This is a genomic window from Streptomyces sp. NPDC102283 (assembly GCF_044766265.1).
GTDB lineage: Bacteria > Actinomycetota > Actinomycetes > Streptomycetales > Streptomycetaceae > Streptomyces.
On the sequence record NZ_JBIWLQ010000015.1, the window covers coordinates 92,197 to 108,399 of the forward strand.

General features: G+C 73.3%; 15 protein-coding genes. 4 read left to right on the forward strand and 11 right to left on the reverse strand.

The features are described 5' to 3' along the window. Positions 1–16: 16 nt before the first annotated feature. Complete coding sequence (locus ACIRJT_RS26995; protein WP_047177304.1) at positions 17–880, reverse strand: helix-turn-helix transcriptional regulator; 864 nt, start codon at positions 878–880, stop codon at positions 17–19. A 354-nt stretch (positions 881–1,234) separates the two neighbouring features. Here ACIRJT_RS26995 and ACIRJT_RS27000 point away from each other — a divergent pair, with 354 nt between their 5' ends. Then, a complete protein-coding gene (locus ACIRJT_RS27000; protein WP_403913821.1) occupies positions 1,235–1,741 on the forward strand; it encodes an ATP-binding protein in 507 nt (168 codons plus the stop codon). Between the two features lie 37 nt (positions 1,742–1,778). On the opposite strand, the gene ACIRJT_RS27005 is transcribed toward ACIRJT_RS27000, so the two are convergent. Then, entirely contained in the window at positions 1,779–2,021 is a 243-nt protein-coding gene (locus tag ACIRJT_RS27005; protein WP_030114590.1) for a DUF397 domain-containing protein, read from the reverse strand. 255 nt (positions 2,022–2,276) lie between these two features. Between ACIRJT_RS27005 and ACIRJT_RS27010 the strand changes: the two genes are divergently transcribed. Further along, positions 2,277–2,792, forward strand: a complete 516-nt coding sequence (locus ACIRJT_RS27010; protein ID WP_403913823.1) for a hypothetical protein — start codon at positions 2,277–2,279, stop codon at positions 2,790–2,792. A 35-nt stretch (positions 2,793–2,827) separates the two neighbouring features. Here ACIRJT_RS27010 and ACIRJT_RS27015 read toward each other — a convergent pair whose 3' ends face one another. The 3 genes from ACIRJT_RS27015 to ACIRJT_RS27025 all read right to left on the reverse strand — a co-directional run bounded on the left by ACIRJT_RS27015 (position 2,828) and on the right by ACIRJT_RS27025 (position 7,225). Further along, positions 2,828–4,954 carry an FUSC family protein gene (locus tag ACIRJT_RS27015; protein WP_403913825.1) on the reverse strand — a complete coding sequence of 709 codons (2,127 nt, stop codon included), beginning with the start codon at positions 4,952–4,954 and terminating at the stop codon, positions 2,828–2,830. Positions 4,955–4,992: 38 nt separating this feature from the next. Continuing rightward, complete coding sequence (locus ACIRJT_RS27020; protein WP_403913827.1) at positions 4,993–6,165, reverse strand: DUF2786 domain-containing protein; 1,173 nt, start codon at positions 6,163–6,165, stop codon at positions 4,993–4,995. Between the two features lie 145 nt (positions 6,166–6,310). Continuing rightward, positions 6,311–7,225, reverse strand: coding sequence for an NADP-dependent oxidoreductase (locus ACIRJT_RS27025; RefSeq protein WP_403913829.1), 915 nt, complete (start codon positions 7,223–7,225; stop codon positions 6,311–6,313). Between the two features lie 86 nt (positions 7,226–7,311). On the opposite strand from ACIRJT_RS27025, the gene ACIRJT_RS27030 reads away from it, so the two are divergent. Then, positions 7,312–8,988 (forward strand): bifunctional 3'-5' exonuclease/DNA polymerase, encoded by a 1,677-nt coding sequence (locus ACIRJT_RS27030; protein WP_403913831.1) that lies wholly within the window; start codon positions 7,312–7,314, stop codon positions 8,986–8,988. A 158-nt stretch (positions 8,989–9,146) separates the two neighbouring features. Here ACIRJT_RS27030 and ACIRJT_RS27035 read toward each other — a convergent pair whose 3' ends face one another. The 4 genes from ACIRJT_RS27035 to ACIRJT_RS27050 form a co-directional block, all read right to left on the reverse strand. Further along, positions 9,147–10,052, reverse strand: a complete 906-nt coding sequence (locus ACIRJT_RS27035; RefSeq protein ID WP_403913833.1) for a hypothetical protein — start codon at positions 10,050–10,052, stop codon at positions 9,147–9,149. Positions 10,053–10,125: 73 nt separating this feature from the next. Next, on the reverse strand, positions 10,126–10,635 hold the full coding sequence (locus ACIRJT_RS27040) for a SigE family RNA polymerase sigma factor (protein ID WP_403913835.1): 510 nt from the start codon (positions 10,633–10,635) through the stop codon (positions 10,126–10,128). A 206-nt stretch (positions 10,636–10,841) separates the two neighbouring features. Next, positions 10,842–11,693, reverse strand: a complete 852-nt coding sequence (locus tag ACIRJT_RS27045) for a carbohydrate-binding protein (RefSeq protein WP_403914094.1) — start codon at positions 11,691–11,693, stop codon at positions 10,842–10,844. A 127-nt stretch (positions 11,694–11,820) separates the two neighbouring features. Then, positions 11,821–13,194, reverse strand: a complete 1,374-nt coding sequence (locus ACIRJT_RS27050; protein WP_403913836.1) for a carbohydrate-binding protein — start codon at positions 13,192–13,194, stop codon at positions 11,821–11,823. A 254-nt stretch (positions 13,195–13,448) separates the two neighbouring features. Here ACIRJT_RS27050 and ACIRJT_RS27055 point away from each other — a divergent pair, with 254 nt between their 5' ends. Then, positions 13,449–14,129: a phosphotransferase gene (locus ACIRJT_RS27055; RefSeq protein ID WP_403913837.1), complete on the forward strand. Its 681-nt coding sequence runs from the start codon at positions 13,449–13,451 to the stop codon at positions 14,127–14,129. Positions 14,130–14,178: 49 nt separating this feature from the next. On the opposite strand, the gene ACIRJT_RS27060 is transcribed toward ACIRJT_RS27055, so the two are convergent. After that, positions 14,179–14,454, reverse strand: a complete 276-nt coding sequence (locus ACIRJT_RS27060) for a DUF3263 domain-containing protein (protein ID WP_403913840.1) — start codon at positions 14,452–14,454, stop codon at positions 14,179–14,181. A gap of 44 nt (positions 14,455–14,498) precedes the next feature. Then, positions 14,499–15,776, reverse strand: a complete 1,278-nt coding sequence (locus ACIRJT_RS27065) for an ABC transporter substrate-binding protein (RefSeq protein ID WP_403913843.1) — start codon at positions 15,774–15,776, stop codon at positions 14,499–14,501. Positions 15,777–16,203: the final 427 nt, after the last annotated feature.

Below are 16,203 nucleotides of genomic sequence, written 5' to 3' on the forward strand. Positions count from 1 at the left end.
TCATCGTACTGAGAAATTACGCCAGTTGGAGTAGACCGCGCAGAAGATCCCGACTGTCTTCCGGTGTGGGGCTGTCCTGGGCGAGACCAGCCATGGCCTTTTCGTACTGCGCGACTTCCTCGGGCTTGTCCAGATAGAGCGCGCTCGTCAGCTGCTCCAAATAGACAATGTCCGACAGATCGGATTCCGGGAAACGCAGCATCGTGAACGATCCGCTCTCGCCGGCATGACCGCCGTGACTGAAGGGCATGACCTGGAGCGTGATGTTCGGCTGCTCCGACATATCGATCAGATGCCGCAATTGGGCACGCATGACGTCGCGTTCGCCGTACGGGCGGCGCAGGGCCGCCTCGTCGAGAACGGCGTGGAACGTCGGGGCGCGCTCCGAGACGAGGGCCTTCTGGCGCTCCAGGCGCAGGGCCACCCGGCGGTCGATCTCGGCGGGCGAGGCGCCGCGCATCCCGCGCGAGACGACGGCGTGGGCGTACGCCTCGGTCTGCAACAGCCCGTGCACGAACTGCACTTCATAGATACGGATGAGGGAGGCGGCGCCCTCCAGGCCGATGTACGTCTGGAACCAGCCGGGCAGCACGTCTCCGTAACTGTGCCACCAGCCCGCCACGTTGGCCTCACGGGCCAGGCCGAGGAGGGAGTCGCGCTCCGCCTCGTCCGCGACTCCGTAGAGCGTGAGCAGGTCCTCGACGTCCCTGGCCTTGAAGCTCACCCGTCCCAACTCCATGCGGCTGATCTTCGATTCGGAGGCCCGGATCGAGTAGCCGGCCGCCTCACGGGTGATTCCGCGCGACTCCCGCAGTCTCCTGAGCTGAGAGCCCAGGAGGATGCGCCGCACCACCGATCCACTCGACTCGCCTGCCGACACTGGTCCGACCCTCCCCATCGCCTACCTGGCATCCGGAGCCCCCAACCCCGAGTGCCGGATTCTGCCACCAAAACGCTTCAGCCCGTACTCATTCGATTACGGAAATGGGAAGACGTCCGGAAACCTCCGAAACTGACCTCGGGAAGAAATACCCCAGAACCACCACGGTATCGGGCAGGTCCGGCGCGTGCACGTGCATCTGCCCTTGCATCTGCCCTGCGCATTCGGAACCATGGCCCTCGCGCACCTGCGTGCTCGTGTTGTGCCGCTGTACCCCCCGCAGTACCGCTACAGGCAGTGCCGCTACAGCCGCGAATCCCGGGAGTGCCTCGTATGGGGACGAATGGATCGACGATGCTCGAGCCGTTACGGCAGGGGCTTCCCCCCACCGACCCCTCAGGGGTTGCCGGATCGGCGTCCTGTGCTCTGCCCGCACGCTACGAAGCGGTCGGCGGAGCAAGGAAGTTCACCCGGTCGACGCTGGAGCGGTGGGAACTGGGCGACCGTTTCGACGATGTCGCCCTGGTGGTGTCCGAACTCGTCACCAACGCCCTGCGCCACGCGCTGCCCGACGATCCGCCCCGCGAATTCCAGGACCCGCCGGTGCGACTGCACCTGATGCGCTGGACCTCGCGACTGGTGTGCGCGGTGCGCGACCCCAGCCGGGAGAGCCCGGTGGCGGGCGAGGCGGCGGATTCGGCCGAATCCGGCCGCGGACTGTTCCTGGTGGAATGCGTCAGTGACAGCTGGGGCTGGCACCCTTCTCCCGTACCGCTCGGAGAACTGCCCTCCGGGCCGCTGTACGGCAAGGTCGTCTGGGCTCTTTTCCGGCTCCAGGAGAACCAGAAGCCGGGTTCGTGAGTACCCCGGTCCGGCCCGTCACGGGCCGGACCCCGCGTCAGGCGCCGGCGGCGAGGTGGTCGAACTCGCCGTCCTTGACGCCGAGCAGCAGCGCCTCTATCTCCGCGGGCGTATAGACGAGGGCGGGCCCGTCGGGGTGACGGGAGTTCCGCATCGCCACATCCCCTCCGGGCAGCCGCGCGAACTCCACACAGGACCCCTGGGAGTTGCTGTGCCTGCTCTTCTGCCAGACGACTCCGCGAAGCTCTGTGGCCGCCATGCCGTTGTACACGTCGTGCACAGGACGCTCCCCGAGTTGCAAGGTGCAGGTGTCAACTAGCTCGGATCATAGCTCTGTTCATATGCCAATGCATGAGCAGATGCACGTGCACGCGGGGTGTTCCTTTGATTACAGGCTTTTCCGCCCCGGTCGCACCCTCCGGGAAGAGAGACGAACGGCACGCCTATTTCGCTCCCGTTCAAGGGAGTTGATCGTTACGGGCCTTGGTAACGTGGCGCGGTCCTTCGACCGGAAAACAGCAAGGGGGAACTCCACGTGATCAGGTCTCTACGCACCGGCGCCGTCGCGGTCGCCGCTCTGGCCGCCTCACTGGCGCTGACCGCATGCGGCGGCGACGACGCGAGCAAGGATTCCGGCGCGGACTCCGCCGCGAGCGCGACACCCGGGAGCGGCGGGAACGGCTCCGGGGACTCCACCGGAAGCGGCGCCGTGGACGCGGCGGCACTGGAGGGCACCTGGGTGGGGCTGACGGACGGGAAGAACGTCACGGTGTCCGTCAGCGCCCGCAAGGTCGCGCTGGTCGCCGACCAGTCCGTGTGCCAGGGCGACGTGAAGGACATGGGCGGCGAACCGATGCTGGCGCTGAAGTGCACCGGCGGCTCCACCGACCGCACGATGGGCGCGATCGACTCCGTGGACGGCACGAAGCTGGCCCTCTCGTGGGACGGCGGCGTCAAGGACACCCTCACCAAGGCCGACCCGGGCAAGCTGCCGAGCGGCATGCCCTCGCTCCCCGACCTCCCGGACCTCCCCGAGGTCCCCGCTCCGTGACGCCCGCCGCGGCCTGACCGCCGCCCGGCGGCCGTTCAGCCCTCGGCCAGCGTGCTGCTGACCCGGGTGGAGCCGCCCCGCTCGTCCAGGGCGCGGGTGAACTCCTCCAGCGCGTCCAGGAGCAGCGCCGCGCCCCGGCGCACGACCGGGTCGCCGACCGGGGTCGTGCCGTCGTCCGTCGAGGTGGGCATGTCCCAGTGGGCCACCGCGTCCACCACCGGCTGCCAGTCGGGCAGCCGCCGCTCCCGTACCGCCTTGGCGCCCTTCTCGGTGGCCCGGCGCAATGCCTCGGCCAGCTGGGCGGCGCCGGGCACCGGGTCGGCCGACCCGGTCGGCAGATGGGCCTCCAGGACCATCGCGGACCGGCCCAGCTGGGCCAGCGCGTGCTGGGCGTCGGTCGCGGCGGCCCGGGAGATGCCCCGGTGGCGCACGGGCTCGTGCTGGGCGGTCGCCAGCGCCTCCTGCCACGCCACACGGGCCTCCCGGGTGGCGATCAGGGCGTCCCGGACGTCCTCGGCGTCCCGGTTGGCGGGGTCCGCGTACCGGTCGACGACCGTGGCCGCGTACCGCCCGTCCGCCACCAGCCACTCGGCCAGCCGGTTGCGCAGCCGCGGGGTCTCCCAGGCCGGGTAGACGGCGTACGAGATCATCGCGAGGAGTCCGCCGACGAGCGTCAGCACGATGCGCTCGGTGACGGTCTGGGACCAGTCGTCGCCGGCCATGCCGAGCAGGAAGACGACGTACGCGGCGACACAGACCTGGCCGACCGCGTAGCCGGTGCGCATCAGCAGGTACATCAGCCAGGCGCAGACCACCGCGAGGAGCGCCGAGAGCCGGGCGTCGGGGCTCGCGGTCTGCACGACGGCGGTGGCGAGCCCGACGCCGACCAGGGTGCCGCCGAAGCGTCCCGCCGCACGGGCGTACGTCTGCGAGAACTCGGGCCGCATCACCATGACGGCGGTCATCGGGGCCCAGTAGCCGTGGCCGAGGGGCACGGCCTCGCCGACGAAGTACCCGGAGACGGCGACCACCGAGACCCGGATGGCGTGGCGCATGATCGGCGAGCCGTGGTGCAGTTCGCGGCGCATCGAGGCCAGCACCACCGGGACCAGTCTCAGCAGCGTGGGCCGGTGCCGGGTGTCCGGGGCGAGGTCGGAGGGGACCCCGCTGTCGGTCCCCGTGCCCTCCGCGATCTCCAGGACGTCGTCGAGCAGGGCCGCGAGCCGGTCGGCGGCACGGCGGGCGGGGCCGACGAGGATCACGTCGTTGTCGGGGGTCTTCAGGACGCCCAGGTCGGTGGCGGAGAGGTGGACGGGTTCGCCGTGCCGGACGGCCCGCGCGGCGGCGTCCAGGACCGATCCGGCCGCGCCCAGCAGCTCGTTCACCCAGAGCCGCTCAAGACCGTCGCCGGGCACCCCCATAGCCGGGTCCGCGAGCGAGGCGAGCACCGGGCGCAGCCGCTCGGCGACCCCCCGGGCCCCGTGCAGTTCGGCGGGGCGGCGGCGGGCCTGGCGCGGGGTGACGGCGGCGGCGCTGCGGGCGGTCATCAGGGGCAGCGGGTCGAAGGGGGCGACCGGGTCGTGGCGCAGCCGCCGGGCGTAGTCGGCCTCGGCGGCCAGGGCGTCGGCGAGCGCGTCGCGCTGGGCGCCCCATCTGCGGACCGGGAAGAGGACGATGAGCGTCGCCTGGACGAAGCCGCCGACGGCGATCATCCCGGCGTGGACGGCGGCGTCCACGACCGAGGTGGGCAGGGTGATCGTCACCAGCATGATCGCGACGTTCGACGCGGCGATGATGCCACCCGTGGGGCCCGCCGCCCAGGCGAGTCCGGCGAGGAAGGTCCAGGCGCCGAGGAGGCACAGGAAGAGCACGACGTGCGCGCCGCTGACATAGCCGACGAACGTCGAGACGGCGAGGCTCACACCGGAGACGAGAGCGAGGACGGGGCGCGGCCGCCAGCTGCGCTGGAAGGTGGCGATGGCCGCCTGGAACGCGCCGAAGGCGGAACTGGCCGCGATCTCCGGCCCGAACAGCACGAGGCTGACCCCGACGACGAGGGCGAGGCCGGCCGCACCGCGGAAGGCGATGAGGGGCTCCAGTCTCTGCCGCTCGATCTCCAGCCCCGAGCGGGCGGTCTCCTTCAGCGCCCGGAGCCAGCTCATGGGCCGAGCCTAACGGTGCAATGCGGGACAAGCTCGACTTACCTCGCGATTTCGCCTTCGGGTTCCCGGGGCGTGCCGCCCGTGCGGGCCCGGTCGGCGGCCTCGGTGCCGTGCGTCCAGCCGTCCAGGTCGGTGACGCCGCGGACCCGGGTGGTCGTGGTCCTCGGGAACATCCGCCCGGCGGTGTCGGTGACCGCGACGTCCCGGGCGGCCAGCACCGGCAGCAGCTCGCCGGCCGGGGCCGCGGCGGCGCCGTCCGCCGCCGCCGTGGCCCGTTCGGCGCCGTCGGCGAGCCGGCGGCCGAGCCGCTGGGCGTACCCCATCCAGAACGCCTGCCGGAAGGTCTTGGTCCGCTTGCGTCCCCCGGCGCGCTGCCCGGCCTCCGCCCGGGTCATCGCGGCCGCACCTTGAACGAGCAGAGAGGTGAACAGCAGCTCGACGGCCTCCAGGTCCGGCTCGAAGCCGACGACCGTGGTGAAGCCGAGATCGTCGTTCCACACGGCCCGGCAGCGGTTCGCGGAGGCGACGGCGTCGAGCAGGATCGCCTTGGCGCTCTCGTACGGGGGCTCCACCCCGATCCGGCAGGCGCCCGGCGTCTCGCGGCTGTGCGCCCGGGCGGCGAGGAGGGCCTCGTCGACGCTGTGCCGGGCCATCAGCTCCTGCGCCTTGGTGGTCAGCGCCTCGGCCTCCTCCGGGAAGCCGGTCGCCTCCGCCTTCGCCAGCAGCGCCCGGATCCGGGTGAGCATGCGGGGCTCGTCGGCGGCGGGCGGCCGGTGCAGGTGGTCGGCGGCGGCGCCGGGCGGGGGCCCCACGGGCTCGATGGCGGGCAGCCGCAGCAGCAGCCGGTACAGCTCCAGCAGGTCACCGGCGTAGCGGAACCGGTCGGGGAGGTTGCGCGGCACGGGGGCGGGCAGCTCGGCGAGCTGCCGGCGCCAGCGGGGCGGCAGCTCCGCGTACCGGGCGGTCTCGGCGGCGATCAGGGTCGCCGCCAGCGCCGCCCGCCGCTCGTCCAGCTCGTGGCGGACGAACCGGACCAGGTCGGCCGGGTGCCAGCCCCGGTCCCACGCCCGGCGCACGAACTCCTCGCCGCGCCGGTGCGCCTCCGCGTCAGCCTCCGGGGCGGCGGCGAGCAGGGAGGCCCCGGTGTCGAGGGCGGCGTCGCCCTCCGCGTAGAGGGCCGCCGCGCACGCCCGGTCGATCACCGATTCCATCCGGCCAAGGGTAGGCGCACCGCCCGCACGGCCCGCGACCGTGGGCCCGGCTCGCACCGCCCGCCCCCCTGCACGACCTGCGACCGACCCGTACGACCCGTACGACCCGTACGACTCGTACGACTCGTACGGCCCGTACCGCCTTCTACGGCAGCAGGACCAGCTTGCCGCGGACGTGGCCGCCCTCGCTCAGGGCGTGGGCGTTCGCGGCGTCCGCGAGCGGGAAGACCTGGGCGATCTCCACACGCAGCTCGCCGGCCTCCGCCAGCCGGGCGTTCTCCCCGAGGCGGTCGGCCGAGGGCCCGCCGCCGCCGGAGGAGAACGCGACGCCCAGCTCGGCGGCGTCCCCGTCCGCGATGGTGACGATCCGCTCAGTGGTGCCGCCGCGCAGTTCGATGGAGGCGGGCAGCGCGCCGCGCCCCGACGCGTCGAACACCGCGTCCACGCCCTCCGGGGCCAGCTCGCGCACCCGCTCGACCAGCCCGTCCCCGTACGCCACCGGGACCGCGCCCAGCACCCGCAGATAGTCGTGGTTGGCCGGGGACGCGGTGCCGATGACGGTCGCGCCGCGGGCCGCCGCGAGCTGTACGGCCACGGAGCCGACCCCGCCGCCCGCCCCGTGCAGGAGCAGCGTCTCTCCCTCGGCCAGCGCCAGTTCGTCCAGCACCCGGGAGGCGGTGTCGGTCGCGACGGGCAGCGCGGCGGCCTCCTCCCAGGACAGCCCGTCCGGCTTGCGCGCGAGGGAGGCGGCCTCGGCCAGCGCCTCGGTGGCGTAGGAGCCGGTGGCGCTCCAGCCGAGGACCTCGTCGCCGGGGGCGAAACCCGTGACGCCCTCCCCCGCCTCCAGGACCACCCCGGCGAATTCGGCTCCGGGCGTGGCAGGCAGCGGGGTGGGGAAGGCGTCCTCCATCAGGCCGTTCCGGATCTTGTGGTCGAGCGGGTTCACGCCGGCCGCGCGCACGGCGACCCGGACCTGGCCGGGGCCGGGACGCGGCGGATCGCGGCGCTCCAGGTGCAGGACGCCGGGGCCGCCGAACTCCTCGTACACGATCGCTTCCATGAGGTGATCCTCACGGCTGCGGCGGCGGGCGGCCAGTCGGGCCCGCCTCCGGGGCACTGTCAGTGGCGGGTGCCAGACTCGCACCCATGACCGAACGGTGGGCGGTGGCGGCTGCGGACGGGGGCGGGGCGCTGCTCGCGCCGCTGGCCCGGGACGGCACGCCCGCCGGGCCGGTCGTCGCCGAGCCCGACCTCGTCGAGGCGGTCCGCTCCCGTCCGGACGTGGTGCGCTGGGTGTGGCGGTCGACCGCCGAGATCTACCCCCGGCTGCTGGCCGCCGGGGTCCGGGTGGAGCGGTGCTACGACATCGAGTGCGCCGAGCTGCTGCTGCTCGGGCACGCCGGGCGGCTCGGCGAGCCCCGTTCCGCCGCCGCCGCGCTGGCCCGGCTGGACAACGGGCCGGTGCCGCCGGACCCGCCCGCCCGGTCCGCCGAACCGGGCGCGCAGTCCTCCCTCTTCGAGCCGCCGTCCGGTCCCGGGGTGCCGTTCGAGGGGCTCCTGCGGGTCTACGCGGACCAGGTGCGCCGTCACGAAGCGGCGGAGCACCCGGACCGGATGCGGCTGCTGACCGCGTCGGAGTCGGCGGGGATGCTCGTGGCCGCCGAGATGCACCGGGCCGGGCTGCCCTGGCGCGCCGACGTCCACCGGGAGCTGCTGAACGGACTGCTGGGCGAGCGGTACGCGGGCGGCGGCGAGCCCCGCAGGCTCGCCGAGCTGGCGGACGAGGTGTCGGCGGCGTTCGGCCGGAGGGTCCGGCCCGACCTGCCCGCCGATGTGGTGAAGGCGTTCGCGCAGGCGGGGATACCGGTGAAGTCGACCCGGCGGTGGGAGCTGGAGGAGGTGGACCATCCGGCGGTCGAGCCGCTGATCGCGTACAAGAAGCTGTACCGGATCTGGACGGCGCACGGCTGGTCCTGGCTCCAGGACTGGGTGCGCGAGGGCCGCTTCCGCCCGGAGTACCAGCCGGGCGGCACGGTCAGCGGCCGCTGGACGACCAACGGCGGCGGGGCCCTCCAGATCCCCAAGGTGATCCGGCAGGCCGTCGTCGCCGACGAGGGGTGGCGCCTGGTCGTCGCGGACGCCGACCAGATGGAGCCCCGGGTGCTGGCGGCGATCTCCCGCGACCGGGGCCTGATGGAGGTGGCCGGTCATGACGGCGACCTCTACAAGGCGCTGTCCGACCGGGCGTTCCGGGGTGACCGCGAGCACGCGAAGCTGGCGCTGCTCGGCGCGGTCTACGGCCAGACGTCCGGGGACGGGCTGAAGAACCTGGCCGCGCTGCGCCGCCGCTTCCCGCTCGCCGTCGCCTATGTCGACGACGCGGCGCGGGCGGGCGAGGAGGGACGGGTGGTGCGGACCTGGCTGGGCCGGACCAGCCCGCCGGTCGCGCTGACGGGCCAGGACGAGGAGGCGGGCCTTCCCCAGGAGGGTTCCGAGGGCTCCGGGGCCTCGGCCGACGGCGGTCCGGCGCGGGCCAGGGGGCGCTTCACCCGTAACTTCGTGGTGCAGGGCAGCGCGGCCGACTGGGCGCTGCTGCTGCTGGCCGCGCTGCGCCGGACGCTCCATGAGCAGGGGCTGCGGGCGCAGCTGGTGTTCTTCCAGCACGACGAGGTGATCGTGCACTGCCCGGCCGGGGAGACCGGGGCCGTCGCCGAGGCGATCCGCGCGGCGGGCGAGCTGGCCGGGCGGACCGCCTTCGGACAGACGCCGGTGCGGTTTCCCTTCACGACGGCGGTGGTGGAGCGGTACGCGGACGCCAAGTGACGCCCCCGGGCGTGCCCCGGGCCTGCCCCCGGGGGTATTCGGGGGCACGCCCGGCGGACCCGGCCCCGATCCGCCGGTCGGGCCCTGGGCGTGTTTCGAAAGTAGCGCCGTCCGCCCGGAGGGCGGGCGCGGCGCAGGCGGGACTTTCGAAACACGCCCTAACGCTGCTGGAGCCTCGGCCACTCCGGGCTGGTGGCCAGGGCGGTCAGCTGATCCATCGTGAGCGCGGGCGCGGGCCGGGTGGCGGGGCTCGACTGCTCGCCGGAGTTGAAGGCCGAGACGACGACGCGCATGCCGTCCGGTCGCATCGTGTCGGCCGTCCACATGACCACTCCCCGGCCGCCCTTCTCGCCGGGCTCCTTCGAGGTGGCCAGCAGGGTGCCGTCCGGCAGGGTGGTCGCCTCGCGGTACAGATCGTCGGCGACCTCCCGCACGTCTCGCTGCACATTGATCTGCACGAGGGACCGGCCCTTGCCGTCGTCGACGACGACCGACGCGAACTCGCCCCCGCTGTCCGTCTCCTCGGTCACGCTCAGGCCGTCGGGCAGCAGGGCGCGGAAGGTGGACATCAGAGCCGCGTAGTCGAGCGGCGGCGCCGGCTCCCCGGCATCGTGCGTTCCGCGCGACGCCGGGCCGGGCGAGGGATCACCGGTGCGCGCGGCGTCCTTGGCACTGGGCGTCGGCGCGTCCGGGGTCGGGGGCGCGTCCGACGGCGAGGCCGTCGCGGCGTCCGTGGGAGCGGCCGTCGCCGTGGGGGCGGCGGTGTCCGTGGCGCTGTCCGTGGGAGTGGCCGACCGCGCGACCGGGCCACTGCTCGCGACGTTCGCCCCGTCGCCGGAGACGCCCATCTGCCCGGTGGCGTACGTGACCCCGCCGGCGACGAGGGCCAGGGTCAGCACACTGCCCGCCACGGCGGCGGCACGGCGGCGGCGCACGGTGCGCCGGCCGTGTTCCAGCGCGCCGTCCACCAGGGCGCCGCGGCCGGACAGCTCGAAGGCCTCTCCGGCGCGGCGGATTTCCGTCCCGAGGCCGTCCTCGAACGGCCGCTCGTCTTCGCTGGGCATGGGGAACCACCACTTCTCTTTCTGGATGCTCGACAGTTGACGGCCCGGGGGCCGGTGGGCGGGCGCGCGGAGGTCAGCGGGCGGCGAACTCCGCGATGCTGCCGCCCAGCAGTTCACGCAGCCGCCCGAGCGCCCGCACGCAGCGGGTCCGTACGGCGGCGGGGCTGACCTGGAGGGCGGCGGCGGTCTCCTCGATGCTCCGGTCCTCCCAGTACCGCAGGACCACGACCGCCCGGTCCTTGGGGGCCAGTTGGGCCAGGGCCCGGAGCAGCGTCATCCGCAGCGCCGGGTCGTCCGCGTCGGCCGGAGCGCCCTCGGGCAGTTCGGCCAGCGGGCGTTCGCTCGCGGAGCGGCGTCGCCGCTGGGTCAGGAAGGTACGCACGAGCACGGTCTGCGCGTACGCCGCCGGGTTGTCGATCCGGCGGGCGCGGCCCCACAGCACGTACATCCGGCTCAGCGTCTCCTGCACCAGATCCTCGGCGAGGTGTACATCGCCGCTGGTCAGCAGGCAGGCCGAGCGGAACAGATGGCCGGCCCGGCCGGCCGCGAACACCTTGAACTCCTCGGTCCGCGACGCCCTCATGCTCTCCCCCGTCCGTCCGTCCGCTCCGCCCTTCCCCTGTACGACGCGGCGGGAGCGGGCAAATGTTTCGGACGATCCGCGAAAACTTTCCCGGGGCCGAGCCGGGGCAGGTGGCGGACGGCGCGGCGGAACGCGAGAAGCGCCCCGTTCACGCGCCGGACGGCGTGAACGGGGCGCGGGCGGTGGTGCGCTCGCTGTGTCCTCGTCTACCCGCGTTCCCACAACGCGGGGACGTTCGGAGGCTCCCAGCCCGCATGGGCCTGGTGTGCCTGCAGACAGCGGTAGGCGACCCCGCCGTACGTCACGCGGTCACCCGCGCGGTAGGAGGTGCCGGTGGCCCAGGTGGTGGACCCCGGCTCGGTGGGCGGATCGGTCGGGCCGGGCGTCTGGGCGACGTCCAGCACGAAGTCGAAGGTGCCCTGGCGCCCGTTCCCGACGTTGCGGACGTTCATCAGCAGCTCGGGGTCGAACAGCGCGTCGGTGTTGTTGCGCGGCTCGTTCGGGAAGTACAGCTGGGTGGTGAGGATGCGCCCGCCGGGCGCCTGCGCCTTCACGTGGATGTGCCGCGTACGGCCCGGGTAGAGGCCCGGCACGATGGTGGTGAGGCTGAACGCCCCGTCCGTGCCGGTGAACTGGTGCCCCCGGAAGGCGAACTGGGCCATGTCGTAGGACCCGTTGGTGTCGGCCTGCCAGAAGTCGAGCAGCGCCCCGGAGATGGGCCGGCAGGCCCGGCCGAAGACGTAGCCGCTCACGGTGAGCGGTACGCCGGGGGTGCTCGGGGTCACCAGGCTGGTGCGGCGCGGAGAGTTGGGCTTGAAGTACGGCCCCTCCATCTGCGGCGGCGTCGTGTCGTCGCCGTCGTCGCACTCCGGGGTCGGGGCCAGCGGCCCGTTCCCCGTGGAGGCGGCGTCCCGGGCGAGCGCGACGCCCCCTCCGGCGAGCAGAGGCGCGGCGCTCGCGACGAGCGCGGCCTTCAGGAGACCCTTGCGGCTGATCCGCCGCCGGTCTCCCGACGCCTCGACGGACGCGTCGGGGTCGTGGGGGTTGTCGTTGTCCATGTGTGGGGTCATGACAGATTCCTCGGAGTCCTCGGGGGCGCCTCGACGCGGGGAGGCGAGAGGCGGGAGGTTCAGGAGGTTCAGGAGGTTCAGGTGGTACGGGGGTGCCGGGTGGGGCCCGGACCGGTCAGACCCGCTGCCAGAGCGCGGGCACGTCGGCGGGGTTCCAGCCGGGCTGGGCCGTGTGCGCCTGGAGGCAGCGGTAGGTGGCTCCGCCGTACGTCACCGTGGCGCCGGCGGCGTACGCGGTGCCGGCCGCCCAGGTGCCGCCGGGCGGGTCGGTCGGCGGGGTGGTCGGCGGGTCCGTCGGCGTACCGCCGCCGCTGGTGACCAGGGTCAGCCCGTACGTCTGGAGCAGCGGGTTGATGGGCTGGAAGTACGTCGTGCCGCCGGAGGAGCAGTTGCCCGAGCCGCCGGAGGTGACGCCCTGCGCCTGGCTGCCGGAGATGTAGGAGCCGCCGGAGTCGCCCGGTTCGGCGCAGACGCTGGTGCGGGTGACCCCGGAGATGGTGCCCTCCGGGTAGGTGACGCTGGTGTTCAGCTGCTGGATGGTGCCGCAGTGCCAGCCCGTGGTGGAGCCGGAACGGCAGACCGAGGCGCCGACGACGGAGGCGGTGGAGCCGGCGACGGTGACGTCGCCCCGCCCGTAGCCGTTCACCAGCGGACGCGGGGTCCAGTTGGCGTTGGTGGCGACCCAGGCCATGTCCCGGCCCGGGAAGGTCGAGCCCTGGAAGGAGCCCTGGGCCTGCTGGTTGACACCGTTGGTGGTGGTGCCGACGCGGCCGCAGTGGCCCGCGGTGGCGAAGCCGCCCTGGGTGCCGCGCGTCACCGGGAAGCCGACGGAACAGCGGCCGGAGCCGTTCATGTAGTACGCGTCGCCGCCACGGATGTCGGCGAGGGCGCGGGGCTGCTCGGCGGACCTGGCGACGGTGACGAGGCCGCCGGCGACCCCGGCCGACTTCAGGAACGCCTGTCCGGCGGCGGTGCTCGCGGCGTTCACGACGACCTTGTTGGCCGCGACGTCGACGTACCAGACGGGCACGTTCTCGGGCGCCTTGTTCAGCGCGGCCCTGTCGAGCGTCTTCTTGACGCCTTCGAGCCGGTCCAGGCTGTTGCCGACGACCTCGGCGCGCGCTCCGGCGTCGGTGATCCGGGCGGCCTCGGAGGCGTCGGTGGTGGCGACGGTCAGCGTCGGCTTCGCCCCGCTGACCCGCGCTCCGGCGAAGCTGGCGCCGAGGGACTTCTCCAGCCCCGCGGCCACGGCGGCGGCGCGGTACTCGTTGGCTATCCGGCCGCGGGCGTCGTCCGCGTCCAGGCCGAGGTCGCGCTCCAGGGCGGCCAGCATCCCGGGCGACAGGCTGTCGGCGGAGACCGGCGGGGCGGTGGTGGCCGCGGGGTCGGCGGACGCCACACCGGTCAGCCCGGCGAGGGCGAGCGCACCCACGGCCACCGTGGCGGTGCCGGCGGCGAGGGCGCGTCTGCGGAGCGTGGTTCTCTCCACGTCACTCTCCTTGGTTCTGGGGGGTGTCCGGATCCGGCGGGGGTTGGTCCGGACCAGGGAATTGCCGAAACCGTAGCGGCGGCGACACCCGGCGCAGGAGATCCCGTTCACCCCCCTCCCTCCGCGTTATGGGGCCGCGCGGCACATGCTCCGGCCCGCCGCGCAGGCCGGGTACGGAGCCGTTTCGGAGACCCGGCCGGGCGAAGCCGGAACGCGACTCCCTTTCGGCGGGGCGCCCGGGTAGGTTCGGCCCCATGCACACAGGGCAACTTCTGGGCTCGGGACGCACCGCCGACGTGTACGCACTCGACGGCTCCTGGGTCCTTCGCCGCTACCGGGACCGCACCGACACCACGGAGGAGCTGGCCGTGATGAGTTACGTCGGCGCCTTCGGCTTCCCGGTGCCACGCATCGGTCCGCCCGCCGAAGGGGCCCGCCCCACGGACCTGGTGCTCCAGCGGCTGACCGGCCCGACCCTGGCCGCGTCCCTGCTCGCGGGGCGGCTGGGGGCGGCCGAGGCGGGCGCGCTGCTCGCCCGGCTGCTGCGCGAGCTCCACGCCATACCGCCCCGGGTCTCGACGAACCCGGAGGACTGCGTGCTCCATCTGGATCTGCGTCCGGAGAACGTGATGCTGACGGAGGAGGGCGCGGTGGTGATCGACTGGTCCAGCGCGGCGGAGGGCCCGCCCGGTCTCGACCGGGCGATGTCGGCCCTGACCCTGGCCCGGATCGCGCTCGACCCGCAGTTTCCGGCCGGGGCGGACGTCCGGCCCCTGCTGGCGTCCCTCCTGGCGGAACTCTCCGACGACGGCGGTGCGTCGGCCGCCGATCTGGCCCTCGCCCGCGACCGCCAGCGCGCGAACCCGTATCTGACCGCCGGTGAACGGGGCAGCCTGGACCGGGCGGTGGACCTGGTGCTGGGCTGCGCCCCGTAAGGTGCGGGCGCCTCCGGCGGCCAGGGGCCGGAGGCCCGGCAGAAAGCGCTCAGCGCCGCCCGCGCTTCGCGTCGCGCACGCGCCGCAGCCGGTTCACCGTGACCGGGTCCTCGCGCAGCGCCCGCCCGTCGTCGATCAGCGCGTTCAGCAGCTGGTAGTAGCGGACCGGCGAGATCCCGAGCTCCTCGCGGATCGCCCGTTCCTTCGCCCCGGGCCCCGCCCAGGACCGCCGCTCCAGGGCCAGCAGCGCCCGGTCCCGTGCGGACAGCCCGTCGGCGGCGGGCTCGGTCCGGGGGGCGTGGCGCTCGTGGTCGGGGGCGGTCATATCAACCAACCTAACGCCCACCCCCGACACCGGGACCGCGACCGCTACTCGGCGGCCTCCGCCCGTGTCGCCTCGGTAGCCACCTCTCCGAGGATGCCCTCGGGGTTGCTGCCCGGCGCGACCGCGCTGCCGATCTTCTTCTTGATCGCGTCGCTGACCGTGGCCCAGGACGTCTTGCCGTAGGGGATGAGCGTCGAGTTCGGCAGGGCCGCCAGGAACGGGCGCAGCTTCTTGTGCTTCGTGTCGGTCTCCATCGCGGCGGAGGCACTGCCGGTGACCGGGAGCAGGTCGTACTGGTCGGCGAACTCCAGCACGTTCTCGTCGGAGTAGGCGTAGTCGAAGAACTGGCCTATCTCCTGGCGGTGGCCGTTCTTCTTGAAGCCCATCATCCAGTCGGCGACGCCCATGGAGCCCTTGGTCGGGCCGTCGGAGCCGGGCAGCGGCACCATGCCGACCTTGACGCCCTCGGCCTCGGCCTCGTCCATCAGTGTGGGGTGTCCGTTGAGCATGCCGACCTTGCCGGCGGCGAACGCCTCGAACGCCTTCGCCCGGTCGAGCTTGCCCGGCGCGACCGGGCCGGTGAGGCCCGCGCCGACGAGGTTGTCCCGCAGCCAGCGGAACGTGGCGACGTTCTCCGCCGAGTCGAGGTCGTACGCGCCCACGTCGTCCGTGTAGCCGCCGCCACCGCTGAGGAGCCACATCAGGGTCTCGGCCTGGGCCTCCTCCTGGCCGAGCGGCAGGGCGAAGGGGTAGTCGACGCCCTTCGCCCTGAGCGCGGCGGCGTCGCTCCGGATGTCGTCCCAGGTCTCGGGGGCGTCCAGGCCCGCCTGGTCGAAGAGCTTCTCGTTGTAGAAGAGCAGCCGGGTGCTGGCGACGAAGGGCAGGCCGTACTGCGTGCCGTTGATCTTGCCCGCGTCGGCGAGCGACGGCAGGAAGTTCGCCGTGGTGCGGATCGCGAGCGTCTCGTCGGCGGTGTAGAGCTCGCCCGCCTTGGCGTAGTCCGCGTACGCGCCGATCTGGGCGATGTCCGGGGGGTCGCCCGCCTCGACCATCTTCCCGACCTCGCGGTCGACGTCCTTCCAGTGGAGGACGGTGACATCGACCTTGATGCCGGGGTGCGCCTTCTCGAAGCCCGCGGCGACCCCGCTCCAGTACTTGTCGGAGCTGTTCTCCGGACCGGTGCCGTAGTCGGCGGCGACCAGCTTGAGCGTGACGTCGTCCGATGCGGCCTCACCGCCGCAGCCCGCCATGGTCGCCGTCATTCCCAGCGCGGCCGCCACCGCGGTCAGACCCAAAAAGCGCCGCTGCACAGCCTCGCCCATCCTCGTCGATCGCCTGCTCACGGACGGTGCACGGCGTCGGCCTCCGGCCGCTGACCGGCCGCGGCAGTGTCGCCCTGTCCTGGACACCATCCGGATGAACTGCGATTTTCCCCCACCGCCGACGCGGAGGTCTACACCACCGGAGTATCGCTTCGGCAACGTATACGGGCCCCGGAGGCCACAACTGGCGCACGCGTACTGGCAGTCGAGGGCCGCTACCCGTATCTTGGTCCAGACCTTTGGTCCGGATTCCCCCCGATCCGGGCTCCCTATTAGTGACTTTCCGGCAGAAAAAGACCGGCCTTCACTCGTTCATCATTTTGTATGGGTGCGCAACAAACCGCGCTAGTGGACTAGACCTTTTGGGGGTCGGCGGGCGAAACTGTCTCCCGTGAGACATGTCATCGCCCTCGATGTGGGCGGCACC